At 72.2% G+C, this 18,681-nt stretch carries 21 protein-coding genes; 6 read left to right on the top strand and 15 right to left on the bottom strand.

Features of this window, described 5'->3' with window-relative positions; translation table 11 throughout:
* Position 1: 1 nt before the first annotated feature.
* The 6 genes from AC3IF1_RS27570 to AC3IF1_RS27595 form a co-directional block, all read right to left on the bottom strand.
* Entirely contained in the window at positions 2–406 is a 405-nt protein-coding gene (locus AC3IF1_RS27570) for a CidA/LrgA family protein (RefSeq protein ID WP_489220163.1), read from the bottom strand.
* Positions 407–421: 15 nt separating this feature from the next.
* Positions 422–883: a tellurite resistance TerB family protein gene (locus tag AC3IF1_RS27575; protein WP_489220164.1), complete on the bottom strand. Its 462-nt coding sequence runs from the start codon at positions 881–883 to the stop codon at positions 422–424.
* Between the two features lie 115 nt (positions 884–998).
* Positions 999–1,649: a DJ-1/PfpI family protein gene (locus AC3IF1_RS27580; protein WP_243969249.1), complete on the bottom strand. Its 651-nt coding sequence runs from the start codon at positions 1,647–1,649 to the stop codon at positions 999–1,001.
* 151 nt (positions 1,650–1,800) lie between these two features.
* On the bottom strand, positions 1,801–2,499 hold the full coding sequence (locus AC3IF1_RS27585; protein WP_489220165.1) for a TenA family protein: 699 nt from the start codon (positions 2,497–2,499) through the stop codon (positions 1,801–1,803).
* 1 nt (position 2,500) lies between these two features.
* Entirely contained in the window at positions 2,501–3,175 is a 675-nt protein-coding gene (locus tag AC3IF1_RS27590) for a response regulator (protein ID WP_243969116.1), read from the bottom strand.
* Positions 3,172–4,584, bottom strand: a complete 1,413-nt coding sequence (locus AC3IF1_RS27595) for an ATP-binding protein (RefSeq protein ID WP_489220489.1) — start codon at positions 4,582–4,584, stop codon at positions 3,172–3,174. Before AC3IF1_RS27595 ends, AC3IF1_RS27590 begins: the two co-directional genes overlap by 4 nt.
* Positions 4,585–4,881: 297 nt before the next feature.
* Between AC3IF1_RS27595 and AC3IF1_RS27600 the strand changes: the two genes are divergently transcribed.
* Positions 4,882–5,718 carry a hypothetical protein gene (locus AC3IF1_RS27600; RefSeq protein ID WP_489220166.1) on the top strand — a complete coding sequence of 279 codons (837 nt, stop codon included), beginning with the start codon at positions 4,882–4,884 and terminating at the stop codon, positions 5,716–5,718.
* A gap of 201 nt (positions 5,719–5,919) precedes the next feature.
* Here AC3IF1_RS27600 and AC3IF1_RS27605 read toward each other — a convergent pair whose 3' ends face one another.
* Positions 5,920–7,674, bottom strand: a complete 1,755-nt coding sequence (locus AC3IF1_RS27605) for a DEAD/DEAH box helicase (protein ID WP_243969120.1) — start codon at positions 7,672–7,674, stop codon at positions 5,920–5,922.
* 369 nt (positions 7,675–8,043) lie between these two features.
* Here AC3IF1_RS27605 and AC3IF1_RS27610 point away from each other — a divergent pair, with 369 nt between their 5' ends.
* Positions 8,044–9,138, top strand: a complete 1,095-nt coding sequence (locus AC3IF1_RS27610; RefSeq protein ID WP_489220490.1) for a calcium:cation antiporter — start codon at positions 8,044–8,046, stop codon at positions 9,136–9,138.
* A 10-nt stretch (positions 9,139–9,148) separates the two neighbouring features.
* Here the strand turns inward: AC3IF1_RS27610 and AC3IF1_RS27615 are convergent, their stop codons facing one another.
* Entirely contained in the window at positions 9,149–9,868 is a 720-nt protein-coding gene (locus AC3IF1_RS27615; protein ID WP_489220167.1) for an FAD-binding oxidoreductase, read from the bottom strand.
* Positions 9,861–10,466: a sulfite oxidase-like oxidoreductase gene (locus AC3IF1_RS27620; protein WP_489220168.1), complete on the bottom strand. Its 606-nt coding sequence runs from the start codon at positions 10,464–10,466 to the stop codon at positions 9,861–9,863. Before AC3IF1_RS27620 ends, AC3IF1_RS27615 begins: the two co-directional genes overlap by 8 nt.
* 153 nt (positions 10,467–10,619) lie before the next feature.
* On the opposite strand from AC3IF1_RS27620, the gene AC3IF1_RS27625 reads away from it, so the two are divergent.
* Positions 10,620–10,922: a hypothetical protein gene (locus AC3IF1_RS27625; RefSeq protein WP_091781038.1), complete on the top strand. Its 303-nt coding sequence runs from the start codon at positions 10,620–10,622 to the stop codon at positions 10,920–10,922.
* Here AC3IF1_RS27625 and AC3IF1_RS27630 read toward each other — a convergent pair.
* The 3 genes from AC3IF1_RS27630 to AC3IF1_RS27640 form a co-directional block, all read right to left on the bottom strand.
* The gene (locus AC3IF1_RS27630; RefSeq protein ID WP_489220491.1) at positions 10,892–11,848 is read right to left on the bottom strand and encodes a DMT family transporter; all 957 of its coding nucleotides are present in this window, start codon (positions 11,846–11,848) and stop codon (positions 10,892–10,894) included. The genes AC3IF1_RS27625 and AC3IF1_RS27630 overlap by 31 nt on opposite strands.
* A 2-nt stretch (positions 11,849–11,850) precedes the next feature.
* Entirely contained in the window at positions 11,851–12,126 is a 276-nt protein-coding gene (gene infA, locus AC3IF1_RS27635) for a translation initiation factor IF-1 (protein ID WP_091781030.1), read from the bottom strand.
* Positions 12,127–12,336: 210 nt separating this feature from the next.
* Complete coding sequence (locus tag AC3IF1_RS27640) at positions 12,337–13,488, bottom strand: branched-chain amino acid ABC transporter substrate-binding protein (RefSeq protein ID WP_489220169.1); 1,152 nt, start codon at positions 13,486–13,488, stop codon at positions 12,337–12,339.
* A gap of 93 nt (positions 13,489–13,581) precedes the next feature.
* On the opposite strand from AC3IF1_RS27640, the gene AC3IF1_RS27645 reads away from it, so the two are divergent.
* The 3 genes from AC3IF1_RS27645 to AC3IF1_RS27655 are packed head-to-tail and all read left to right on the top strand — an operon-like array spanning position 13,582 to position 15,981.
* Positions 13,582–13,734 (top strand): hypothetical protein, encoded by a 153-nt coding sequence (locus tag AC3IF1_RS27645; RefSeq protein WP_489220170.1) that lies wholly within the window; start codon positions 13,582–13,584, stop codon positions 13,732–13,734.
* A gap of 5 nt (positions 13,735–13,739) precedes the next feature.
* The gene (locus AC3IF1_RS27650) at positions 13,740–14,945 is read left to right on the top strand and encodes an amino acid aminotransferase (protein ID WP_489220171.1); all 1,206 of its coding nucleotides are present in this window, start codon (positions 13,740–13,742) and stop codon (positions 14,943–14,945) included.
* 4 nt (positions 14,946–14,949) lie between these two features.
* Positions 14,950–15,981, top strand: coding sequence for a hydroxyacid dehydrogenase (locus AC3IF1_RS27655; RefSeq protein ID WP_489220172.1), 1,032 nt, complete (start codon positions 14,950–14,952; stop codon positions 15,979–15,981).
* Here AC3IF1_RS27655 and AC3IF1_RS27660 read toward each other — a convergent pair.
* The 3 genes from AC3IF1_RS27660 to AC3IF1_RS27670 form a co-directional block, all read right to left on the bottom strand.
* Positions 15,978–16,772 (bottom strand): hydroxypyruvate isomerase family protein, encoded by a 795-nt coding sequence (locus tag AC3IF1_RS27660; protein WP_489220173.1) that lies wholly within the window; start codon positions 16,770–16,772, stop codon positions 15,978–15,980. The genes AC3IF1_RS27655 and AC3IF1_RS27660 overlap by 4 nt on opposite strands.
* A gap of 3 nt (positions 16,773–16,775) precedes the next feature.
* Positions 16,776–17,447 (bottom strand): aspartate/glutamate racemase family protein, encoded by a 672-nt coding sequence (locus tag AC3IF1_RS27665; RefSeq protein ID WP_489220174.1) that lies wholly within the window; start codon positions 17,445–17,447, stop codon positions 16,776–16,778.
* Positions 17,448–17,521: 74 nt separating this feature from the next.
* The gene (locus AC3IF1_RS27670; RefSeq protein WP_489220175.1) at positions 17,522–18,571 is read right to left on the bottom strand and encodes a LacI family DNA-binding transcriptional regulator; all 1,050 of its coding nucleotides are present in this window, start codon (positions 18,569–18,571) and stop codon (positions 17,522–17,524) included.
* Positions 18,572–18,681 lie beyond the last annotated feature (110 nt).

Below are 18,681 nucleotides of genomic sequence, written 5' to 3' on the forward strand. Positions count from 1 at the left end.
GTCAGGGCTCCCCGTCCGTCCCGGGGGGCTCCACCAGGGCGGCGACCGCGCGGAACACCAGCACGGTGACGAGGAGCGACAGCGCCGTCGAGATCACCAGCACGATGGCGAGCTTCGGGCCCTGCGCCCGCAGCAGGTCCAGGCGGCCGACGACGCCGACGCCGGCCGGTACGAACATCAGCGACAGGTTCATCAGAAGACCCCGCGCCGTCGTCTCCAGGGTGCCGTCGGTGAGCGCCTTCGGAAGGTAGCGCGGCAGGCCGATCCGCGCCGTGTCGCGCAGCAGCAGGAAGGCGAACATCAGCCCCATGCCGATCACCGGTCCGGGGATCGGGACACCCGCGCCGCGGGCAATGGCTTCACCCAGGAGTTGCGCCAACAGGATCAGCGCCAGGCTTGCGATCATCGCCCGGCCCGCCGCTTACGCAATCCCCGCCCCCTGTTGTCCGGTTCGGCGCGCGGCCGCGATGGCGCCGTCGTCGAAGCCGAGCAGGCGGCCGAGCCGCTCTACCAGGGCCTCCTCGAACTCGTCGACCCGTCCGTCCGCGGCCGCGACCGACCACGCCATGGTCAGGAGTTCCTGGCGCTCGGCCGTGTTGGCCTCGTGGGGGATCATCTCCACGAGGCTCACCACGTCGCGGGTCTCGGAATCCATGGTGGCCGCGCGCGCGATCAGCGCCCGCGCCGCATCCGGACCGTCGGCGTAGTGGCCCTCGACCAGGCGGGACAGGCGCTCGCTCTCGGAGGGGGCCAGGATCCCGTCGACCCGCGCCACGTGGACGAGGAGCGCGGTGGCGGCGAGATGGGTGTCGTCCACGGCCTCGTGCGTGCCGACGCCGAGAGCCTCGGCCGCGTAGGCGCGCAGGCGTGCGATCAGGGACATGGCGGCTCCGGCGGATCTTGCACCGCACAGTTCGGCCGGGGGACTGGTGCCGTCAAGGACGGGAACGCATGTCGGCGCCGGGCGTGGCCGCGCTGCATCGCCCGCGTGGGTGGCCTCAGCGCCGCGCCGCCGCTCTGGCCCCGGCCACCAGGGGCGCCAGGATCGCGTCCGCCGCCCGCACCACCGCCGGCCCGGCCCCGGCGGGGGTGCCGGCGTGAAACGGCGGTTCCGGTGCGTATTCGGCCACCAGCTGCGCGGTGCGGGCGTAGGTGTCCCCGCGCAGGCGGGCGGCGAGCACCAGACCGAGATCGAGCCCGGCCGAGATCCCGGCCCCGGTGACGCGGTTGCGGTCGACGACGACGCGCTCCGCCACCGGCTCGGCGCCGAGGAGCGGCAGCACCGCGTCGCGCACGCACCAATGGGAGGTGGCCCGGTAGCCGCGCAGCAGGCCGGCGGCCCCCAGGATCAGCGATCCGGTACAGACGCTCGTCACCCAGGCGGCCCGGGCGGCGCGCCCGGTCAGGAAGGCCAGCAGCCGGTCGTTGCGCATCTGCGCCGGCGTGCCGTCGCCCCCGGGCACGAACAGGACGTCGAGATCCTGCGGGCAGGTCTCGAACGTGTCGGTCGCCATCAGCGCGAGGCCGGTATCGCTCGCCACCGGGCCGGCGGTCTCGGCGACGAGGTGCAGGCTGCCCGGGGCCAGCCCGGCGAGCAGCGCCTGCGGGCCGACGAGGTCGAGGGCGGTCAGGCCGGGATAGAGCAGCATGGCGATCCGGACCGGCCGGTCTTCCGGGATCGGGCCCGGCGTATCCGCCGCCAGCGCGAGGGGCGGCCAGAGGGCGGCGGCCGCGGCCGCGGCGGCGACGAGGTCGCGGCGGCGCGGGCCCGGCGGTCCGGTCACGAACGGGCCCGGCGCATCACAGGGGCCAGGCCGCGTCGCGATAGGCGCTGTCCCAGAACATCCATTCCAGGCGGGTCGCCTGCGCGAAGGCCCGGTGCATGCGCGCCTCGATATCGGCCGAGACACCCCGTGCCGCCCGGTCGGTGGCGGCGATCATGGCGGCGACCGCCTCGGCGAACTCGGCACCCGCATAGGTGTCGATCCACGCCCGGTACGGGTTGTCGGGCGCCGCGCGGGCGAAGATGTCGTCGCCCACCGCCTTGTAGATCCAGAAGCACGGCAGCAGGGCGGCGCAGACGACCTCGAAGGGCTCGGCATAGGCCGTGGCCAGCAGGTAACAGACGTAGTGGTCGCAGGCCGGCGTCAGCGGCGTGGCCGAAAACGTCTCGGGCCCGATGCCGTAATCGCGGAAGAAGCCGCCATGGAGGGCGCGCTCCACCACGATGGCCTCCTGGGCGGCTTTGGCGAACTGCACGATCCCCTCGGGATCCGGTGCCTTCGCGGCGGCGAGGCTGAGCGCCCGACCAAAGCCGATCAGGTAATGCGCGTCCTGCACGATGTAGTGGCGGAACCGGTCCTGACGCAGCGTGCCGGCGGCCAGTTCGGCGTTGAACGGCATCGACCGGATCGCCTCGTAGGCGGCTTCATTGCGCGCCCATGCCGCCCGGGAGAACGATCCCGGTCCGCCCGCGCCCTGCACGTCACCTCCGGCCATGCTAGCCCTGCCGCTGTGCGTGGGTGACGGCGACGTGGATCAGTTCGGCCAGGGTGCGGACGCCGAGCTTCTGCCGCATCTGCGAGCAGGCATTGGTCACGGTCTTGTAGCTCACGGACAAATCGGTCGCGATGGCGCCATAGGAGCGCCCCTGGGCGAGGCGGGCGAGGATCTGCTGCTCGCGCGGGGTCAGCTGCGATTCCGGGGTGCGGCGGGCATCGGCGCGCAGCATCGCCACCTCGGTGGCGAGCCGCCGGTCGAGGTAGACCTCGCCGATCCGGACCTTGCCGAACGCCTCGAACAGCTCCGCCGAGGCATGGTCCTTCAGGACGTAGCCGAGCGCCCCGGCCTCGAGGGCGCGGGCGACGATCACCGGATCGTTGTGCATGCTGAAGACCAGGATCCGCGTCTCCGGGGCGACCGCCCGGATGCGGCGGATCAGGCCGAGGCCGGCCATGCCGCTGCCCTGGAAGGTCAGGTCGCAGATCACGACCGGCGGCCGGAGCCGGTGGAAGACCCGGTAGCCGCCGACCACCGTGGTCGCCTCCGCGATGGTCTCGACGCCGGCATCCTCCAGGACCCGTCGACAGCCCTGCAGGACGATCGGGTGATCGTCGATCACCAGGACGGGCAGACGGGTCGCGGCGATGTCGATCTGGGAGGCGATGGCGTTCATGCGCTCGGCGCGTCGTTGTCGTCGCCCCGGTCCGGCGGAACGGGGATGGAGATGCGGACGATTGCGCCGGGACCGGCATTGTCAAGGGTGAAGGTGCCGTCCAGCGCCTCGACGCGCTCGCGCATGCCCGACAGCCCGAGTCCGGTGCCGTGCCCGGGCGGGATGCCGGTGCCGTTGTCGCGGATCGTCACGGTCAGCCGGCCCGCGGCCTCCGCGGCCTCGGCCTCGACCCGGGTGGCGGCGCCGTGTCGCACGGCGTTGGTGGCGCTCTCCTGCACGCAGCGGAACACGGTGAGGTCCACGAGGTCGCCGTAGCCGCGCGCCAGGCCGTCGAACCGGCCGACGCACTCGAGGCCGGGATGGCGTTGCCCGAAGCCGCGCAGGAGCAGGTCGAGGCAAGTGCCCAGCGGCGCCTGCCCGAGCCCGTGCGGCCGCAGGCGGTTCAGCAATTCGCGGTTGACGGTCTGGACCTGGGCGACGATGGCGCTGATCTCGGCCGCCCGGGTCGCGAGCTTCTCGCGGCTGGGCTCGGACGGCCCCGAAGCGATCCGGGCGATCGAGGCGGCGTTCGCCTCCAGGGCGAACAGGCAGGGGCCGAACTCGTCGTGCAGTTCGAGGGCGGTGCGGCGGCGCTCGTCGTCCTGCGCGGTGAGCAGCTGCCGGTTGAGGCGTCCGTTGGCGGCGCGCACGTCGCTCAGAGCCGCGGCCACCTTGTTGAAGCGCTCGGCGATGACCGCGAGTTCCCGGGCGCCGGGTGGCGCCAGGCGCGCGGTGTAGTCGTGGTGCTCCAGCTGCGTCAGGCCGGCCCCGAGCCGCCGCAACGGCGCCAGGATACGGCCGAGGGCGCCGTAGAGGGCGATCAGCATCGCGGCGTTGATGGCCGCGGTGGTCAGCGACAGCGCCCGGGCATAGCCCCAGATCTCGTCGATCTCGTCGAGGGGCTGCGTGGTGATCTGCGCCGTGCCGAGTTGCTGCCCGTTCACCGTGATCGGAAGGGTGTGGCGCTCGATCGGCGGCCTGATCAGGTCGGCGAACCAGCGCGGCGCCTCGCGCGTGGAGCGATGGGGCGGAGCCGAACGGCCCACGCGCTCGCCGGCATTGTCGAGGACGGCGACCCGGACGTGCCGCAGCACCTTGAAGCGCAGGTCGAGGGTCTGGAGCAGCGTCTCGGGCGGGGTCGCCTCGGACAGGCGGATCGTGTCCGCGACCAGGGACTCGACGGTCGCCAGCGAGGCCCGGGTCTCGACCCGCACCGCCGTCCGGGCGTTGAGCACGATCACGCCGCAGGAGACCAGGGCCGCCACCGCGTCGATGAGCAGGACGACGGCCACGAGCCGCGCCCGCGTCGACCACACGGCCCAGGGCCAACGTCCGGCCCGGCGGGCATCGGTTTCGGGCGCGTCCCGCATCGGGAGGTGGGTCGGTCGTGCATCCACGCCCAGATCCATAACGGGCACGCCGTCGAAGTCCATGCGGTCGAGACCGGACGGCGGTCCGGATGACGGATTGTTAAGCAGCCCAAGCATATCCTGTGGATAGCGGCCCGTCGAATGGGCGCGGCGACAAGTCGGACCGACATCTTTGCGCCGTATTGCGGCTCCTATACTGGCGGCAGAGTCGAACTGCCTCCGGATCAGCCGAGGCAGGCGACCGGTCGAGGGGAGCCCGGTCGCGCACGTCGTGCATCGTGTCAGAGCCCCCGGACCATGATCGATCTCGCCCTGGACCCCTCCGAGACCCGAGAGACGCGATATCCGGTGGCCCCGCCCCGGCGTGGACGCGACCTCCGCGTGCTGCTGTTCGGGCTGGCCGGACTCGGCGTGCTCGGCGGCTTCGGGGTCGCCGCCTCGACGCTGATGGCTGGTCTCGCGGCGCCGACTCCGGTCAAGGTCGCCACCACCGTCGCCGCTGGCGGCCGTGCCGCCGACTGGCCCGATCTGAAGGACGGGCTGCCCGCCATGGCCGGTGCCGTCGGGGCCAAGCCCGCGGACACGCAATCGGCGGTGCCGGTGGCGCAGGCCCCGCGCATGGCCTCCCTGTCCGACGGATTCACCCCGGCGGCCGCGCCGATCGCGCCGTCACCGCGCGCCAAGGCCGCGGACGTCGCCGAACCGCCGACCCGGCGGATCCCGACACCGACGCCGGTGGTGCCGGTCGCGGCGAGCCGGCAGGTGGTGCCGCTTCCGCCCGCCCGCACGGCCGCGCTCCTGCCGCCCCGCCCCGCCGAGACGGTGCGGGCCCGCGCGCTGGTCGAGCCGGCCGCTCCGCCCGCGCCGAAGCCGGTCGCCGCGGCGGCACCGGCGGCAACACCTGAGAAACCGGCGAAACCGGCGCCGAAAATCGTCGCCGCCAAGCCGTCGCCGCCGGTGAAGACAGCCGAGAAGGCCAAGCGCCCCGCGCCCGCCACCGTCGCGCAGGCGGAGGCCGCGGAGCCCGAGGAGACCGAGGTGCTCGGGATCAAGCTCCCGTCCCTGGCGCCCGCCGGACGCAAGCTGAAGGAGAGCGTCGACGCCCTCGGCGAAGCGGTGAAGAGCGTCTTCTGAGCCGCCCGCCGCCACGCGTGCGATCGGCTTCCGATGTAGCCCTCAGGGGTATCGCCCGGTCGACGGGTGTCCAGTCCATCGCCACCACGCGCTCCCTCCCCCGTCGCGGGGGAGGAAAACGCGCCCGTGCCCGACACCGACGCGTGCCCCTAAGAGCCCCTGCCCGTCCGGGCGAGGCCGGCGTCGGCTAGGCCTCCGGTCTCAGCCCCGGCCCGTGTGTCGACCGGGCTTCGGCTCGGTGCGCGGTCCGGAGCGCTCCGCCTTGCGCTGATGCTTGCCGGCCCGCGGGCTCGCGAAGCCCTTCGGGCTGTCGGGACGGCCCTGGCGCTCGGCCGGTCCGGTATCGCCCACCAGCGCCTCGATCTGGATCTCCGGCGAGCCGTTGCGGGCGAAGGCCTCGGCGAAGCGCGCTGCCGCGTTGCCGCGCACCTCGAACTTGGTCTCGCGGTCGAAGATCCGGATCGCCCCGATCTCCTCGCGCCCGACGCCGCCCCTGCGGGTCAGCATCGGCAGGAGCCGGCGCGGATCGGCGTTGTCGCGGCGGCCGAGATTGAGCCGGAACCAGACCGCCGGCCCCATGGCGGCGATCCGCTCGCCATCCATCGGGTCGTAGGGCGGACGCTCACCCCGCGGGGCTCGGCCCTCTCCCGGATCGCCGACCTCCTCGGGGGCCGGCAGGCGGGTGCGGTAGACGCGGGCCAGGAGGGCGGCGAGTTCCTCCGGGCTCTTGCTGGCGAGCAGCGTCCCGGCCAGGGCGACGTCCTCCTCGGCGGGGGGCTCCGCGAAGAGCGGGTCGTCGAGCATGCGCTCGCCGTCCAGCCGGCGGATCTCGTCGGCCGAGGGCGGCCCCGACCATTCGGGGCTGACCTTGGCGAGGGCGAACATCTGTTCGGCCCGGCGCCGGCGGGAATTCGGGATCAGGATCACCGAGGTGCCCTTGCGGCCGGCGCGTCCGGTGCGGCCGCTGCGGTGCTGCATGACCTCGGCGTCATGCGGGAGATCCGCGTGGATGACGAGGCTGAGGGACGGCAGGTCGATGCCCCGGGCGGCCACGTCGGTGGCGACGCAGACCCGGGCGCGGCCGTCGCGCAGGGCCTGGAGGGCGGCGTTGCGCTCGCCCTGGCCGAGTTCGCCCGAGAGCGCCACCACGGAGAAGCCGCGCTCGGTCAGGCTCGCCTGGAGATGCCGGACCGCGTTGCGGGTGTTGCAGAAGACCATGGCGGTCTTGGCGTCGGCCTCGCGCAGGAGGTTGAGCACCACGTGCTCGGTCTCCCGCGGCAGGATCCGCACCGCCCGGTAGGCGATGTCGGCGTGCCCCCTGGTCTCGCTCTTGATCGCCAGGCGCAGGGCGTCGCGCTGGTAGCGCTCGGCCAGGGCCTCGATGCCTTTCGGCAGGGTCGCGGAGAACAGGTAGGTCGCCCGCTCTGCGGGTGTGGCCGAGAGGATGAACTCGATATCCTCCCGGAAGCCGAGATCCAGCATCTCGTCGGCCTCGTCGAGGACGACGGCGCGCAGGGCGGTGGGATCGAGATTGCGGCGTTCCAAGTGGTCGCGCAGGCGGCCCGGGGTCCCGACGACGATGTGCGTGCCCTCGGCGAGCATCCGGCTTTCCCGGCGGGGATCCATGCCGCCCACGCAGGCGGTGATCCGGCCACCGGCCTGGCCGTAGAGCCAGGACAGCTCGCGCTGGACCTGGAGCGCGAGCTCCCGGGTCGGCGCGATCACCAGGGCGAGGGGCGCCCCCGGAGGCGGCAGCATCTCGCCCTCGCCGGTCAGCATGCCGGCCATGGCGAGGCCGTAGGCCACGGTCTTGCCGGAGCCGGTCTGGGCGGAGACGAGGAGGTCGCGGGCGCCGGCGGCCGCCTCCAGCACCGCGGCCTGGACCGGGGTCGGATCGGCGTAGCCGCGTTCGCTCAAGGCCCGCGCGAGGGGGGCGGGCAGGATCGGGAAAGGCAAGCTTCGGGAACTCTCAACGGCCGAGCCGCGCCCGGCAGCGCGCCATCGCGCGGCGGAGGAATCAGGCACCGGACTTTATTCGGGTGCATGTATGGTAACGCCAAGCGGGCCCGCTGACCACTCCCGCCGCAGCATGGGGCGGTTGCAGGCGCGATTCGGCGGGAACGGCCGATGAAACGCGCCCCTTCGTCCGATCCACGACCGCGGCGCGGGCCGGACACGCTTCCGGCGTTGCGGCCCCGCGCAGGTCCCGGATATCCGCCTCCGCACCGCGCACCGGCACTGGTCGCGTCGGGGCGGCGGACTATGACACGCTCTAGCAAGGTCCACAGCGGCGGCGACGCGGCCCCACCGGAGAACACCTCGGACATGTTGGCAGCCCTGCGGGTGGCGGTGGCCTGGGCGACGGTTCTCGCCTTCGCGTGGTTCGGCAAGGGCTGGCTCGGCGACCTGTCCCAGCCCGTCTTCGCGGGCGGCCTGTTCGCGTGGCTGCTCGCGGTCATCGTCTGGGCGGCCTTCGGCGTGGTGCACGAGGCCGAGGAACTCGCCCATCGGCTCGGCGAGCCCCTGGGCACCCTGGTGCTGACGCTGGCCATCGTGATCATCGAGGTGGCGCTGATCTCGGCCGTGATGCTCTCGGCCAAGGACGCCCCGACGCTCGGCCGCGACACGATGTTCGCCGTGCTGATGATCGTGCTGAACGGCGTGGTCGGCCTGGGGCTCCTGGTCGGCGGCCTGCGCCATCACCAGCAGCGCTACAACCTCCAGGGGGCGTCGGCCTTCCTGTCGGTGATCATCCCGCTCACCACCATCGCGCTGATCATCCCGAACTTCACCAGCTCGACCAGCGACGGCACGCTGACGAAGCTCCAGGCGGTGACGTTCTCGGTGTTCACCCTGGCGCTCTACGGCGTGTTCCTGCTGATCCAGACCGGCCGCCACAGCGAGTTCTTCCTCGACGCGGAGACCCCGGACGCGGAAGCTCCTGCCAGCACGCCCGCCGCGTCGGCTGGCGGCATCGCCAAGCACCTCGGCCTGATGCTCGCCAACGTCCTGCCGATCGTCATCCTGGCCAAGAGCCTCGCGGCGATCCTCGACCACGGCATCGCGGCCCTCGGCGCCCCTTCGGCGCTCGGCGGCGTGCTGATCGCCGCCATCGTGTTCACCCCGGAGGGGATCTCGGCCCTGAAGGCGGTCGCCCGCAACGAGCTGCAGCGGGCGATCAACCTGTGCCTCGGTGCGGCAACCTCCACGGTGGGCCTCACCGTCCCGGCGGTCCTGACCATCGGCCTGCTGACCGGGCAGACCGTGGTACTCGGCCTCAAGCCCACCGAGATGACCCTGCTCGCCGTGACGCTGATCCTCAGCACGCAGACCTTCTCGGGCTCGCGCACCACGGTGCTGGAGGGCGCGGTGCACCTCGTGCTGTTCTTCGTCTACCTCGTGCTGATCTTCAGCCCCTGAGCCCCGGCCCTCAGGCGCCGAAGCGCTCGGTGCGGATCAGCCCCGGCGCGACGCCGGCGGCCACGATCAGGTCGGAGGCTGCCGCAACGAAGCGGTTCGAACCGCAGAGGAACACCTTGCCCGGCGGTCCGGTCCGCCCGAGGGCGTCGGCCACCAGGGCGGCATCGAGCCGCTTGCCGCCGGGGTCGCGCGTCACCGCCAGATGGAGCGCGAAGCCCGGATCCTCGGCGGCGAGCCGCTCCAGCTCGGGGAGCGCGATGGCCTCCGCGCGGGTGCGCGTCGCGTAGATCAGCGCCGCCGGGATGGCGCGCCAGTCCTGCGCCCGCCGCCGCAGCATGGCCAGCAGCGGCACAACCCCGGAGCCGCCGCCCGCCAGGAGCAGCGGCCCACCATCCGGACCGTCCCACGAGAAGGCGCCCCCGATCGGCCCGCGCAGTTCCACCGTATCGCCGGCCGCGGCGACCTGGGTGAACCACCCCGAAACCTCGCCGTCCGGGAGGGCCTCGATCAGCAGTTCGACGGTGCCGCTGCCGTCCGGCGCGGACGCGATGGAGTAGCTGCGCTGGGCCTGATAGCCGTCCGCGGCGGTGAGCCGGACGTCGACATGCTGCCCGGCGCGGTAATTTTCCGCCAGGGTGCAGCGCAGCCGGACGCTCGTCACCAGCGGCGTCGCCGGGGTGATCGCGGTGATCTCGGCCGGGTGCCAGCGGAAGACGATGGGTTCAGTCACCGGTGTAGCGCTGCTCACGCCAGGGATCGCCGTACATGTGGTAGCCGCGCAGTTCCCAGAAGCCGGCGGTGTCGACCTTGGTGAAGCGCAGGCCCTTCACCCACTTGGCGCTCTTCCAGAAATAGAGGTGCGGCACGAACAGCCGCGCCGGGCCGCCGTGATCCGGGTGGATCGGCTGGCCCGCGTAACGGGTCGCCACCAGGGCGCGGCCGCCGATCAGATCGGCCACCGGCACGTTGGTGGTGTAGTCGTCGTAGGATTCCGCCAGCAGGAACGGCGTTGGCGCGGCGATCCCGGCATCGGCCAGCAGGTCGTCGAAGCTCACGCCCTCCCAGGTCGTGTCGAACTTCGACCACTTGGTGACACAGTGGATGTCGCCCTGCCACGCGGTCCGGGGCAGCGCCTCGAATTCCGCCCAGCTCCACGCCTTGATCGGCCGGGATCCCTCGCGAAGGGTGAACCGCCAGGTGGCGCGGTCGACGGTCGGGTTCGGGCCGATCTGCAGGATCGGGAAATCGTCGGTCTGATACTGGCCCGGCGGCAGGCGCGCGCCGGTCTCGGGCGGCGGCCTGCGCCCGACGAAGCCCCGTGTCACCATGCCGGCCCCTGCTCTTCCCGCAAAGACTCGGGTTTGGTGCGGCGGAACACCCCACGTCAAGCCGGTCCGTGCGGTCGAACAAACGCCCCAAATCTCGGGTGTGCTAGGGGGATTGTGCCGATGAGCGGCACGAATCGCCTTCAGGGGGATGTCATGAAGTACCTTCTCGCGACGAGCCTTGTCGTCGGGAGCCTCGCCACGCTCGCGCCGGCCGCCCAAGCCCGTGACGGCATTGGCGCCGGCGGCGCGGCGGCCCTCGGCGTGCTCGGCGGCCTCGCGGTCGGCGGCGCCATCGCGTCGGCCAACAACGGCTATTACCCGGGCCGCCCGGTCTACCGCGCCCCGCCGCCGGTCTACGTCGAAGAGGATTACGGCCCGGTCTGCCATTTCGAGCGCCGCCGGACCGTCGATCCCTACGGCGACGTCTACATCCGCCGCGTGCGCGTCTGCGAGTAGGCCGGATCCGGGGCGTCCCGGCGCACCGGCTTCAGGCGCTCGGCGCAGGCGATGCCGCCGAGGACCAGCGCCAGGGCGGCCGCTTCCGTCGCCCCGAAAGGCTCGCCGACCAGCAGGACGGCGAGGATCGCGCCGAAGATCGGCACGAGATTGACGAACAGGCCGGCCCGGTTCGGGCCGATCAGCTCGACGCCGCGCATGAAGAAGAGCTGCGCCAGGAGCGACGGCCCCAGGCCGACGAACACCACCATCGCCCAGCCCGTGCGGCCCGGCCAGACCGCGTGCCCGCTCGCCCATTCGACGGCCAAAGGCGGCAGCGAGGTGAGCAGGGCGGCGACCGCCATGGCGGCGAAGAACGCCAGCCCGGAGACCTTGGGACGGGTCGGCAGGAAGATCGTATAGCCCGCGTAGAGCAGGCAGGCGCCGAAGACGAGGACATCGCCGCGGTTGAACGCCAGATGCGTGAGCACCGCCCAGTCGCCGTGGGTCGCGGCCAGCCCCGCTCCGATCAGCGTGAGGCCCACGCCGACCAGTTGCCCGGGTGTCACCGGCACCCGATAGGCCAGGCGGTTGAGGACGATCACCAGCACCGGGATCGCCCCCTGGAACAGGGCGAGATTGATCGCCCCGGTATAGGCGCCGGCGGCATAGAACAGGCAGTTGAAGGCCGTGTAGCCCAGGCCGCCCATCAACAGGATGCGCAGCCAGTGGGGGCGCAGGACCGGCCATTCCGCGACCAGTCTGCGCCCGGCGATGGGCGCAAGAACCGCGCAGGCCACCGCCCAGCGCAGCGTCGTGATGACCTGAGGCGAAATGTGCCCCGGAGCCCAGCGGCTGGTGACCGCGTTCCCGGCCCAGAGCAGCGCCGTCGCGGTGAGCAGGAGATAGGCGGGTGCGGCCGACGGGGCCCGGGCCACCCGCTCCACCGTCAACGGCGGCGGAACTGACCGCCCCGGACCTGCGGACGCGGACCGGAGGAGCGCTCGTCCTTGTGGCGGAACACGAGGCGGCCCTTCTCGAGATCGTAGGGCGACATCTCGACCGTCACCCGGTCGCCCGCCAGCGTCTTGATGCGGTTCTTCTTCATCTTGCCGGCCGTGTAGGCCACGATCTCATGGCCCTGGTCGAGCTGCACGCGGTAGCGCGCATCCGGCAGGATCTCGATGACGAGACCATCGAACTGCATCAATTCTTCTTTTGCCATGCACCTTCTCCAGTCGGACCGTCCGGCAGCAGGCGTTCCGGCAATGCGTCTTGCCCAGTCATCGAGCTTGGGAAACGCCGCAGGGCGCGGATCCGATCCGATGGACCGCCCGCGCCAGCTCAGCAGCACGCCCGCATGTAGTCGCCGCGGGAACCGGCCGCAAGTCACGGACGCGACGCAGGTTCCGTCATCGACACGATTTGCCGGCTTTCACGGCTCGGCGGGCTCGTTGCCGGCATAATCGAGGCGGCCGTCCGGCATCCGCCGCCAGACCCGCAGGCTTACGCCGCCGATGCGATCCCCCCGGGCGTCGAAGCCGACCGGTCCCAGGAGGGTGCGCAGGGGCGGGCCGCCCCGCAGCGCCTCGGCCACCTTGCGGCCATCGGCGATGCGGCCCGTCCTCGGATCGGCCGCGTGGGCGCGCTCCACCGCCTGGGCGAGCAGTTCCACCGCCGCGTAGGCGCCGGCCGCCACGCTGTCGGCCTCGGCGCTGCGCGGGACCGGCCGGCCGCCCCGGGGATCGGGCAGGCGCGGCGGATCGGGCGCAAGGGTCATGACAATGCCCTCGCCGGCCGCGCCGGCGGCGTTCGCGAAGGCGGGATCGAGGATGCCGTCGCCGGAGACCAGCGTCGCGCTGAGGCCGGCCTCGCGCATCGCGTGGACCAGGGTCGCGGCCTCGGGGGCGAGCCCGCCGAAATAAACCGCGTCGAGCCGCGCGGCCTTCATCCGGGCGACGAGATCGGCCAGATCGCGGGTCCCGCGGGGAAAGCCGTCGAACAGCACCTCCGGGGCGCCGGCCTCCTTCAGCTGCACCGCCGCAGCGTCGGCGAGGCTGCGGCCGAAGGTCGAGCGGTCGTTGAGGATGCCGACCCGGCGTCCGGCGAAGGCCTTGGCGAGGTAGGCCCCCGCGGCCCGGCCCTGCTGCGCGTCGCTCGGCACCAGCCGGAACAGGTTCCAGAGGTTGCGACCGGTCAGCGGCGCGTAGGTCGCGCCGGTGGTCACCGCGACCGCCCCCGCCTCCTCGTAGAGGGGTGTCGCGGCGGCGACGGCGCCGGACTCGAACGGCCCGACCACGAGACGCACCCCGTCGGCCGTCAGCTTCCGGGCGACCGCGGCGGCCTGCTTGGCATCGCCGGCGTCGTCGGCGGGCACCAGGACCAGCCTGGGACGCCCGCCGGCCGCCCGGTTGAGGTCGGCGATCGCCTGCTCGGCCCCCTGCCGGAGCCCCTGGCCGAAGGCGGCGTCCGGTCCCGTGAGCGGGGCCGAGAGCCCGATCCGCACCGGCACCTGCGCGGCGGCCGGCAGGATCATCGCCGCGGTGGCCAGGACGGCCGCGAGGCTGAGGGCGAGACGTCGCGTCATGACGGTACTCTCATGGCGCCACTCTACGGCGAGGCGGGCGGATTCCGGAAGACCCGCGGTCGGGCGCGGCGGACCTTCGCGAGCGAGCCGCCGATGACCGCCACCTGTGAGCGAATCGGGACACTGATGCGCGCACAAGCGCTGGCGGGCGGGCGCGATGTGCGGAATAAGGGCTTCGGCCCGGTCTCGCAGCCGGGCGCATCGCGGCGTCTGCGCGCCGCGGCGAAGATCCTCTGGGACGATTGACGATCATGACCTCGCTGTTCGCCGGCATCCAGGACGCGCCGCTCGATCCGATCATGCGCCTCTTCGAGGCCTTCAACGCGGATCCGAGCCCGAAGAAGCTCAACCTCGTGGTCGGGGTGTACACGGACGCGGACGGCAAGGTGCCGCGCCTGCGCGCCGTGCAGATTGCCGAGACGCGCTGGATCGAGAAGGGTCTGCCCAAGACCTACCGGCCGATCGAGGGCACCAAGCCGTTCCGCGACGCGGTCCAGGCCCTGCTGTTCGGTGCGGGCGCGCCGATCCTGTCGCAGAACCGCGTCGCGACGCTCCAGAGCATCGGCGGCACCGGCGCCCTCAAGACCGGCGCGGACGTGCTGGCCAAGCTGTATCCGGACGCCAAGGTGGCGGTGAGCAACCCGAGCTGGGAGAACCACAAGGCCCTGTTCACCCAGGCCGGTTTCGCCGTGGTCGATTATCCCTATTTCTCGGCCGAGACCGGCGGCGCCGACTACCCGGCCATGAAGGCCGCCCTCCAGGATCTGCCCAAGGGCTCGATCGTGGTGCTGCACGCCTGCTGCCACAACCCGACCGGCGCCGATCTCACCCTCGATGAATGGCGCGACCTCGTGCCCCTGATGGCCGAGCGCGGCCTGATCCCGTTCCTCGACATCGCCTATCAGGGCTTCGGCAACGGCCTCGACGCCGATGCCGAGCCGGTGCGCCTGTTCGCCGAATCGGGCCAGGAATTCCTGGTCGCCTCGTCGTTCTCGAAGTCGTTCTCCCTCTACGGCGAGCGCGTCGGCGCGCTCACCATCGTGGCCGAGAACCCCGCCGCCAGGGCCAAGGTCGAGGGCTTCGCCAAGCGGCTGGTGCGGGCGAGCTACTCGAACCCGCACACCCATGGGGCGGCGATCGTGGAGATCGTGCTCACCGATCCGGAGCTGCGCGCCGACTGGGAGCGGGAACTCGCCGAGATGCGTGACCGGATCCGGGCCATGCGCGAGCGGATGGCCGACAGCCTTCAGCAGCGCCATCCGGATCGCGGCTTCGACGCCATCAAGGTGCAGAAGGGCATGTTCTCCTACACGGGCCTGAGCCCCGCCGAGGCCACCCGCCTGCGCGAGGAGCACGAGGTCTATGCCCTGGAGACCGGCCGGATCTGCGTGGCGGCGGTCAACACCCACAACATCGACCACGTCATCGACGCGATCGACGCGGTGGTGAAGGGCTAATCCCATGGCGGCCCTCAAGCGCGTCTGCCGGTTCAACGTCTGGATCAACCCCGTCTTCGACGCGACGCTGAGGGCCGAGCCCGACATCGACCTGCAGGTCGGCGACCTGCAGGGCCCGGACAGCGCGCTCCAGGCCCTCCTCCGGGCGGCGCACGTCTTCCACGTCTCGCCGTCGCGGGACGAGCTGCCGCGCCGCTGGCACGTCACGGACGCGCTCCTGGCGGAATGCCCGAACCTCCTCGCGGTCTCGTCCGCCGGGGCCGGCTTCGACACGGTGGACGCCGCCGCCTGCACCCGGGCCGGCGTCGCGGTGGTCAATCAGGTGGGCGGCAATGCCCGCTCCGTGGCGGAACTGGCCATCGGCCTGATGCTCGACGTGTCGCGCAAGATCTGCGTCTCGGACCGCCTGCTCCGGACGCAGCGCGGTTTCTCGCGGGAATCGCTGATGGGCCACGAGATCGGCGGCGCGACCCTCGGGCTCGTCGGGATCGGCCATACCGGACGGGCGGTCGCCAAGCTCGCCCGCGGCTTCGACATGCGCGTGCTGGCCTACGATCCGCTGCTGTCGGCCGAGGCGATCCGCGCCAGCGGTGCGGAGCCGGTGGACCGGGCGCGGCTGCTCGCGGAATCCGACATCGTCTCCCTGCACTGCCCCCTCGACGACACGACCCGCGGCAGCTTCGACGCGGGGACCTTCGCGGCGATGAAGCCGGGGGCTCTGTTCGTCACCACCGCCCGGGGCGGCGTCCACGACGAGGCGGCGCTCGCCGCCGCGCTGGTTTCCGGGCACCTCGCGGGGGCGGGCCTCGACGTCTGGGCGCCGGAACCGCCGGCCCTCGACGCGGCTCTGCTTGGGCTCGACACCGTCGTGGCGACCTACCATACCGCCGGCGTTACCCACGAGGCGCGCCGCAACGTGGCCGCCTGGGGCGCCGCGCAGATCATCGGCCTCCTGAAGGGCGAGGCGCCGCCGCGGCTGGTCAACCCGGAGGTCTGGCCGGCGGTGCTGGAGCGACGGGCCCGGCTGCTGGGCTAAACCGCCGCCCGCATCCAGCCGAGCCCCGCCTCGGTTCCGGCAGCTGGGTGGTACTCGCAACCGACGAAGCCGGCATAGCCGACCGCCTCCAGCGCCCCGAAGATCGGATCGAAGGCGATCGTGCCGGTCCCGGGCTCGTGCCGGCCCGGATCGTCGGCGATCTGGACATGGGCGATCAGGGGCGCGTGGGCACGGATCAGCGCCGCCGGGTCGTAGCCGAGGCAGACGCAGTGATAGGCGTCGAACAGGAGCTTGACGTTGTCGCGGCCGATCGTGCGGATCGCGTCCACCGCCACCAGGGGATCGTCGATCACGTAATCGGCGATCGAGCCCGGGCCGATCGGCTCGACGATCACCGTCATGCCGCGCGCCTTGGCGGCGTCGGCCGCGAAGGCGAGGTTTTCGAGATAGGTCTCCCAGAGACGGGCCGGCTCGACGCCCACGGGCCGGACGCCGGCCATCGGGTGAACCATGCGGCAACCGAGCTGGGCGACGTAATCGAGCGTCGGCTCGATCGTGGACCGGTAATAGGCGACCTTGTCGGGCAAAGCCGCAAAGCCCTTCTCGCCCTTGGACGCATCGCCCGCCGGGAAGCCGGTTTGGACCAGCGGCACGCCCGCCCGTTCGAGCCATCCCGCCACCTCCCGGGCCGGCGTCGCGAACAGGTTCGGGTGCTCGACCGCGCGGAACCCCGCCTTCGCGGCGGCCGCGAAGCGCTCGGGAAGCGGCAACTCCGTGAACAGGAAGCCGCAATGGCCGCTGAGGCGGTCCTGGAAGGCACCGAGCTTCATGGGTCAGGCGCTCCTGCCGGTCTCGATCATCGCACGCATCCGGTCCACCGCCGCGTGGGGCGCGGTCAGGACCGGGACGGACACCGCCTGCCGCACCGCCTCGGCCGCCCGGGAGGTGGAGAAATGCGCCAGCATGATCGCGTCGCAATCGGCCAGCTCCGGCGCCCGCGCGGCGATCAACCGGTTGTGGGTCTCGGCATCGCCGGCGCGCAGGCGCGCCATGGCGTCGTCCACCAGGATCGTCCGCAGAGTCGCCGGGCGCCCGGCCTGGCCGACGAACTCCTCGAACTCGTCGGTCATCGTGCCGATGGAGGGGCCGAAGGTCGCCAGCATGCCGATGCGCGTGCCCTGCGCGATGGCCGCGCGGAACATCGCCTCGTTGGGCTTCAGGACCGGGACCGGTACGGTCGCGATCAGCCGGTCGATGGCCGGCCCGAAGGCCGAGCAGGTGATCAGGATGCCGTTGGCGCCCATGTCGTGGCCGTAGCGGCCGAACCGGACGAAGCGCTCGATCATGGCCTCCGAGATATCGCCGGGCTCCTTGGCCCGGTCCGCCGACAGGCCGTCGTCGAGAAGATTGACCGTCTCGGCCTCGGGCCAGCGCTCCGCGAAGGCCGCCTGGATCGGCGCCATGGCGACCGGCGTCGCGTGCAGGAGGACGATGCGGGGGGCCATGCTGTCTTCCGGGTCGGGTTCGGAGGGGTCATCGCTTTGTAAGCGATTTCAAAATGGTGGCAAGATAGCGCCGGTCATCCGGCTCCGCGACGCGGCGGCGCCGTGCTGGCGCGCAGGATCAGCTCGGCGTCGATTTCGGTCAGCCGCACCACCGGGCGCCCCTGGATCCGGGCGATCAGATGATCCCCGGCGGCGTGGCCGATCTCGGCGGAGTGGATGCGGATCGTGGTCAGTGGCGGATCGAGAAACGGCGAAAAATCGGAATCGTTGTGGCCGATCACCGACAGGTCGCCCGGAACATCGAGGCCGCGGGCGCGGGCCTCGATCATCGCCCCGAAGGCGATCTGATCCGTGCCGCAGATGATCGCGGTCGGGGGCGGCCCGCCGGCCAGCATCTGGCGGAATCCGTCACGGCCGCCGCCGATCCCGTAGGAGATCTCGATGTCGTGCTCCGGGGCGAGCCGCAGGCCGCGGACGGCGAGCGCCTGCGCGATGCCGGTCACCCGGGCACCGCCGCGGTCGTTGTCCCTGCGCAGGCCGGAGATCACACCGATCCGCCGATGGCCGAGATCCATCAGGTAATTGGCCGCCCGGGCCGCCGAGGCGGCGTTGTCGAAGCCCACGCAGGGGCGCTCCCGCGACAGGCTGAAGGTCTGCACCATCGGGATCCCGTGCCGGGCGATGCGGGCGTGCAGGTCCGGATGGTGGATGTCGCCGACCAGCATCAGCCCGTCGACGCCCCGCTCCAGCAGGAAGGTCGCCTCCCGCAGTTCGTCGTCCAGGTCATAGCCGGCATTGGCGGCGACCAGGGTGTAGCCCGCCTGCCGGAGGCGATCCTGGACGCTCGACAGGACGCGGACAAAGGCCTCGTTCTCGATGTTGGGCACCACCGCGCCCACCGCCATGAACCGGCGGGTGGAGAGCGCCCGGGCGGCCCCGTTGGCGACGAAGCCGAGATCCTGCGCGGCGCGGATCACCGCCTCGCGCTTGTCCGCCCGGACCCCGGCGGAACCGTTCAAGACCCGGGACACGGTGGCGGTGGAGACGCCGGCGCGGCGGGCGACGTCCCGCGCTACCGGGCTGCGCGGCAGCGCTTCGAGGATCTCACCCGGCAGGTCCAGCACGGAAATCGGTCTCTCCCTCGGCCCGTATCCTCCCGGATCCGCCAAACGGGCCGGGTCGGCAGTATATTGACACCCGACCGGGCCGCTGGCTATCTGAAAGCGCTTTCAAA

It is taken from the genome of Methylobacterium sp. E-012 (assembly GCF_057836545.1).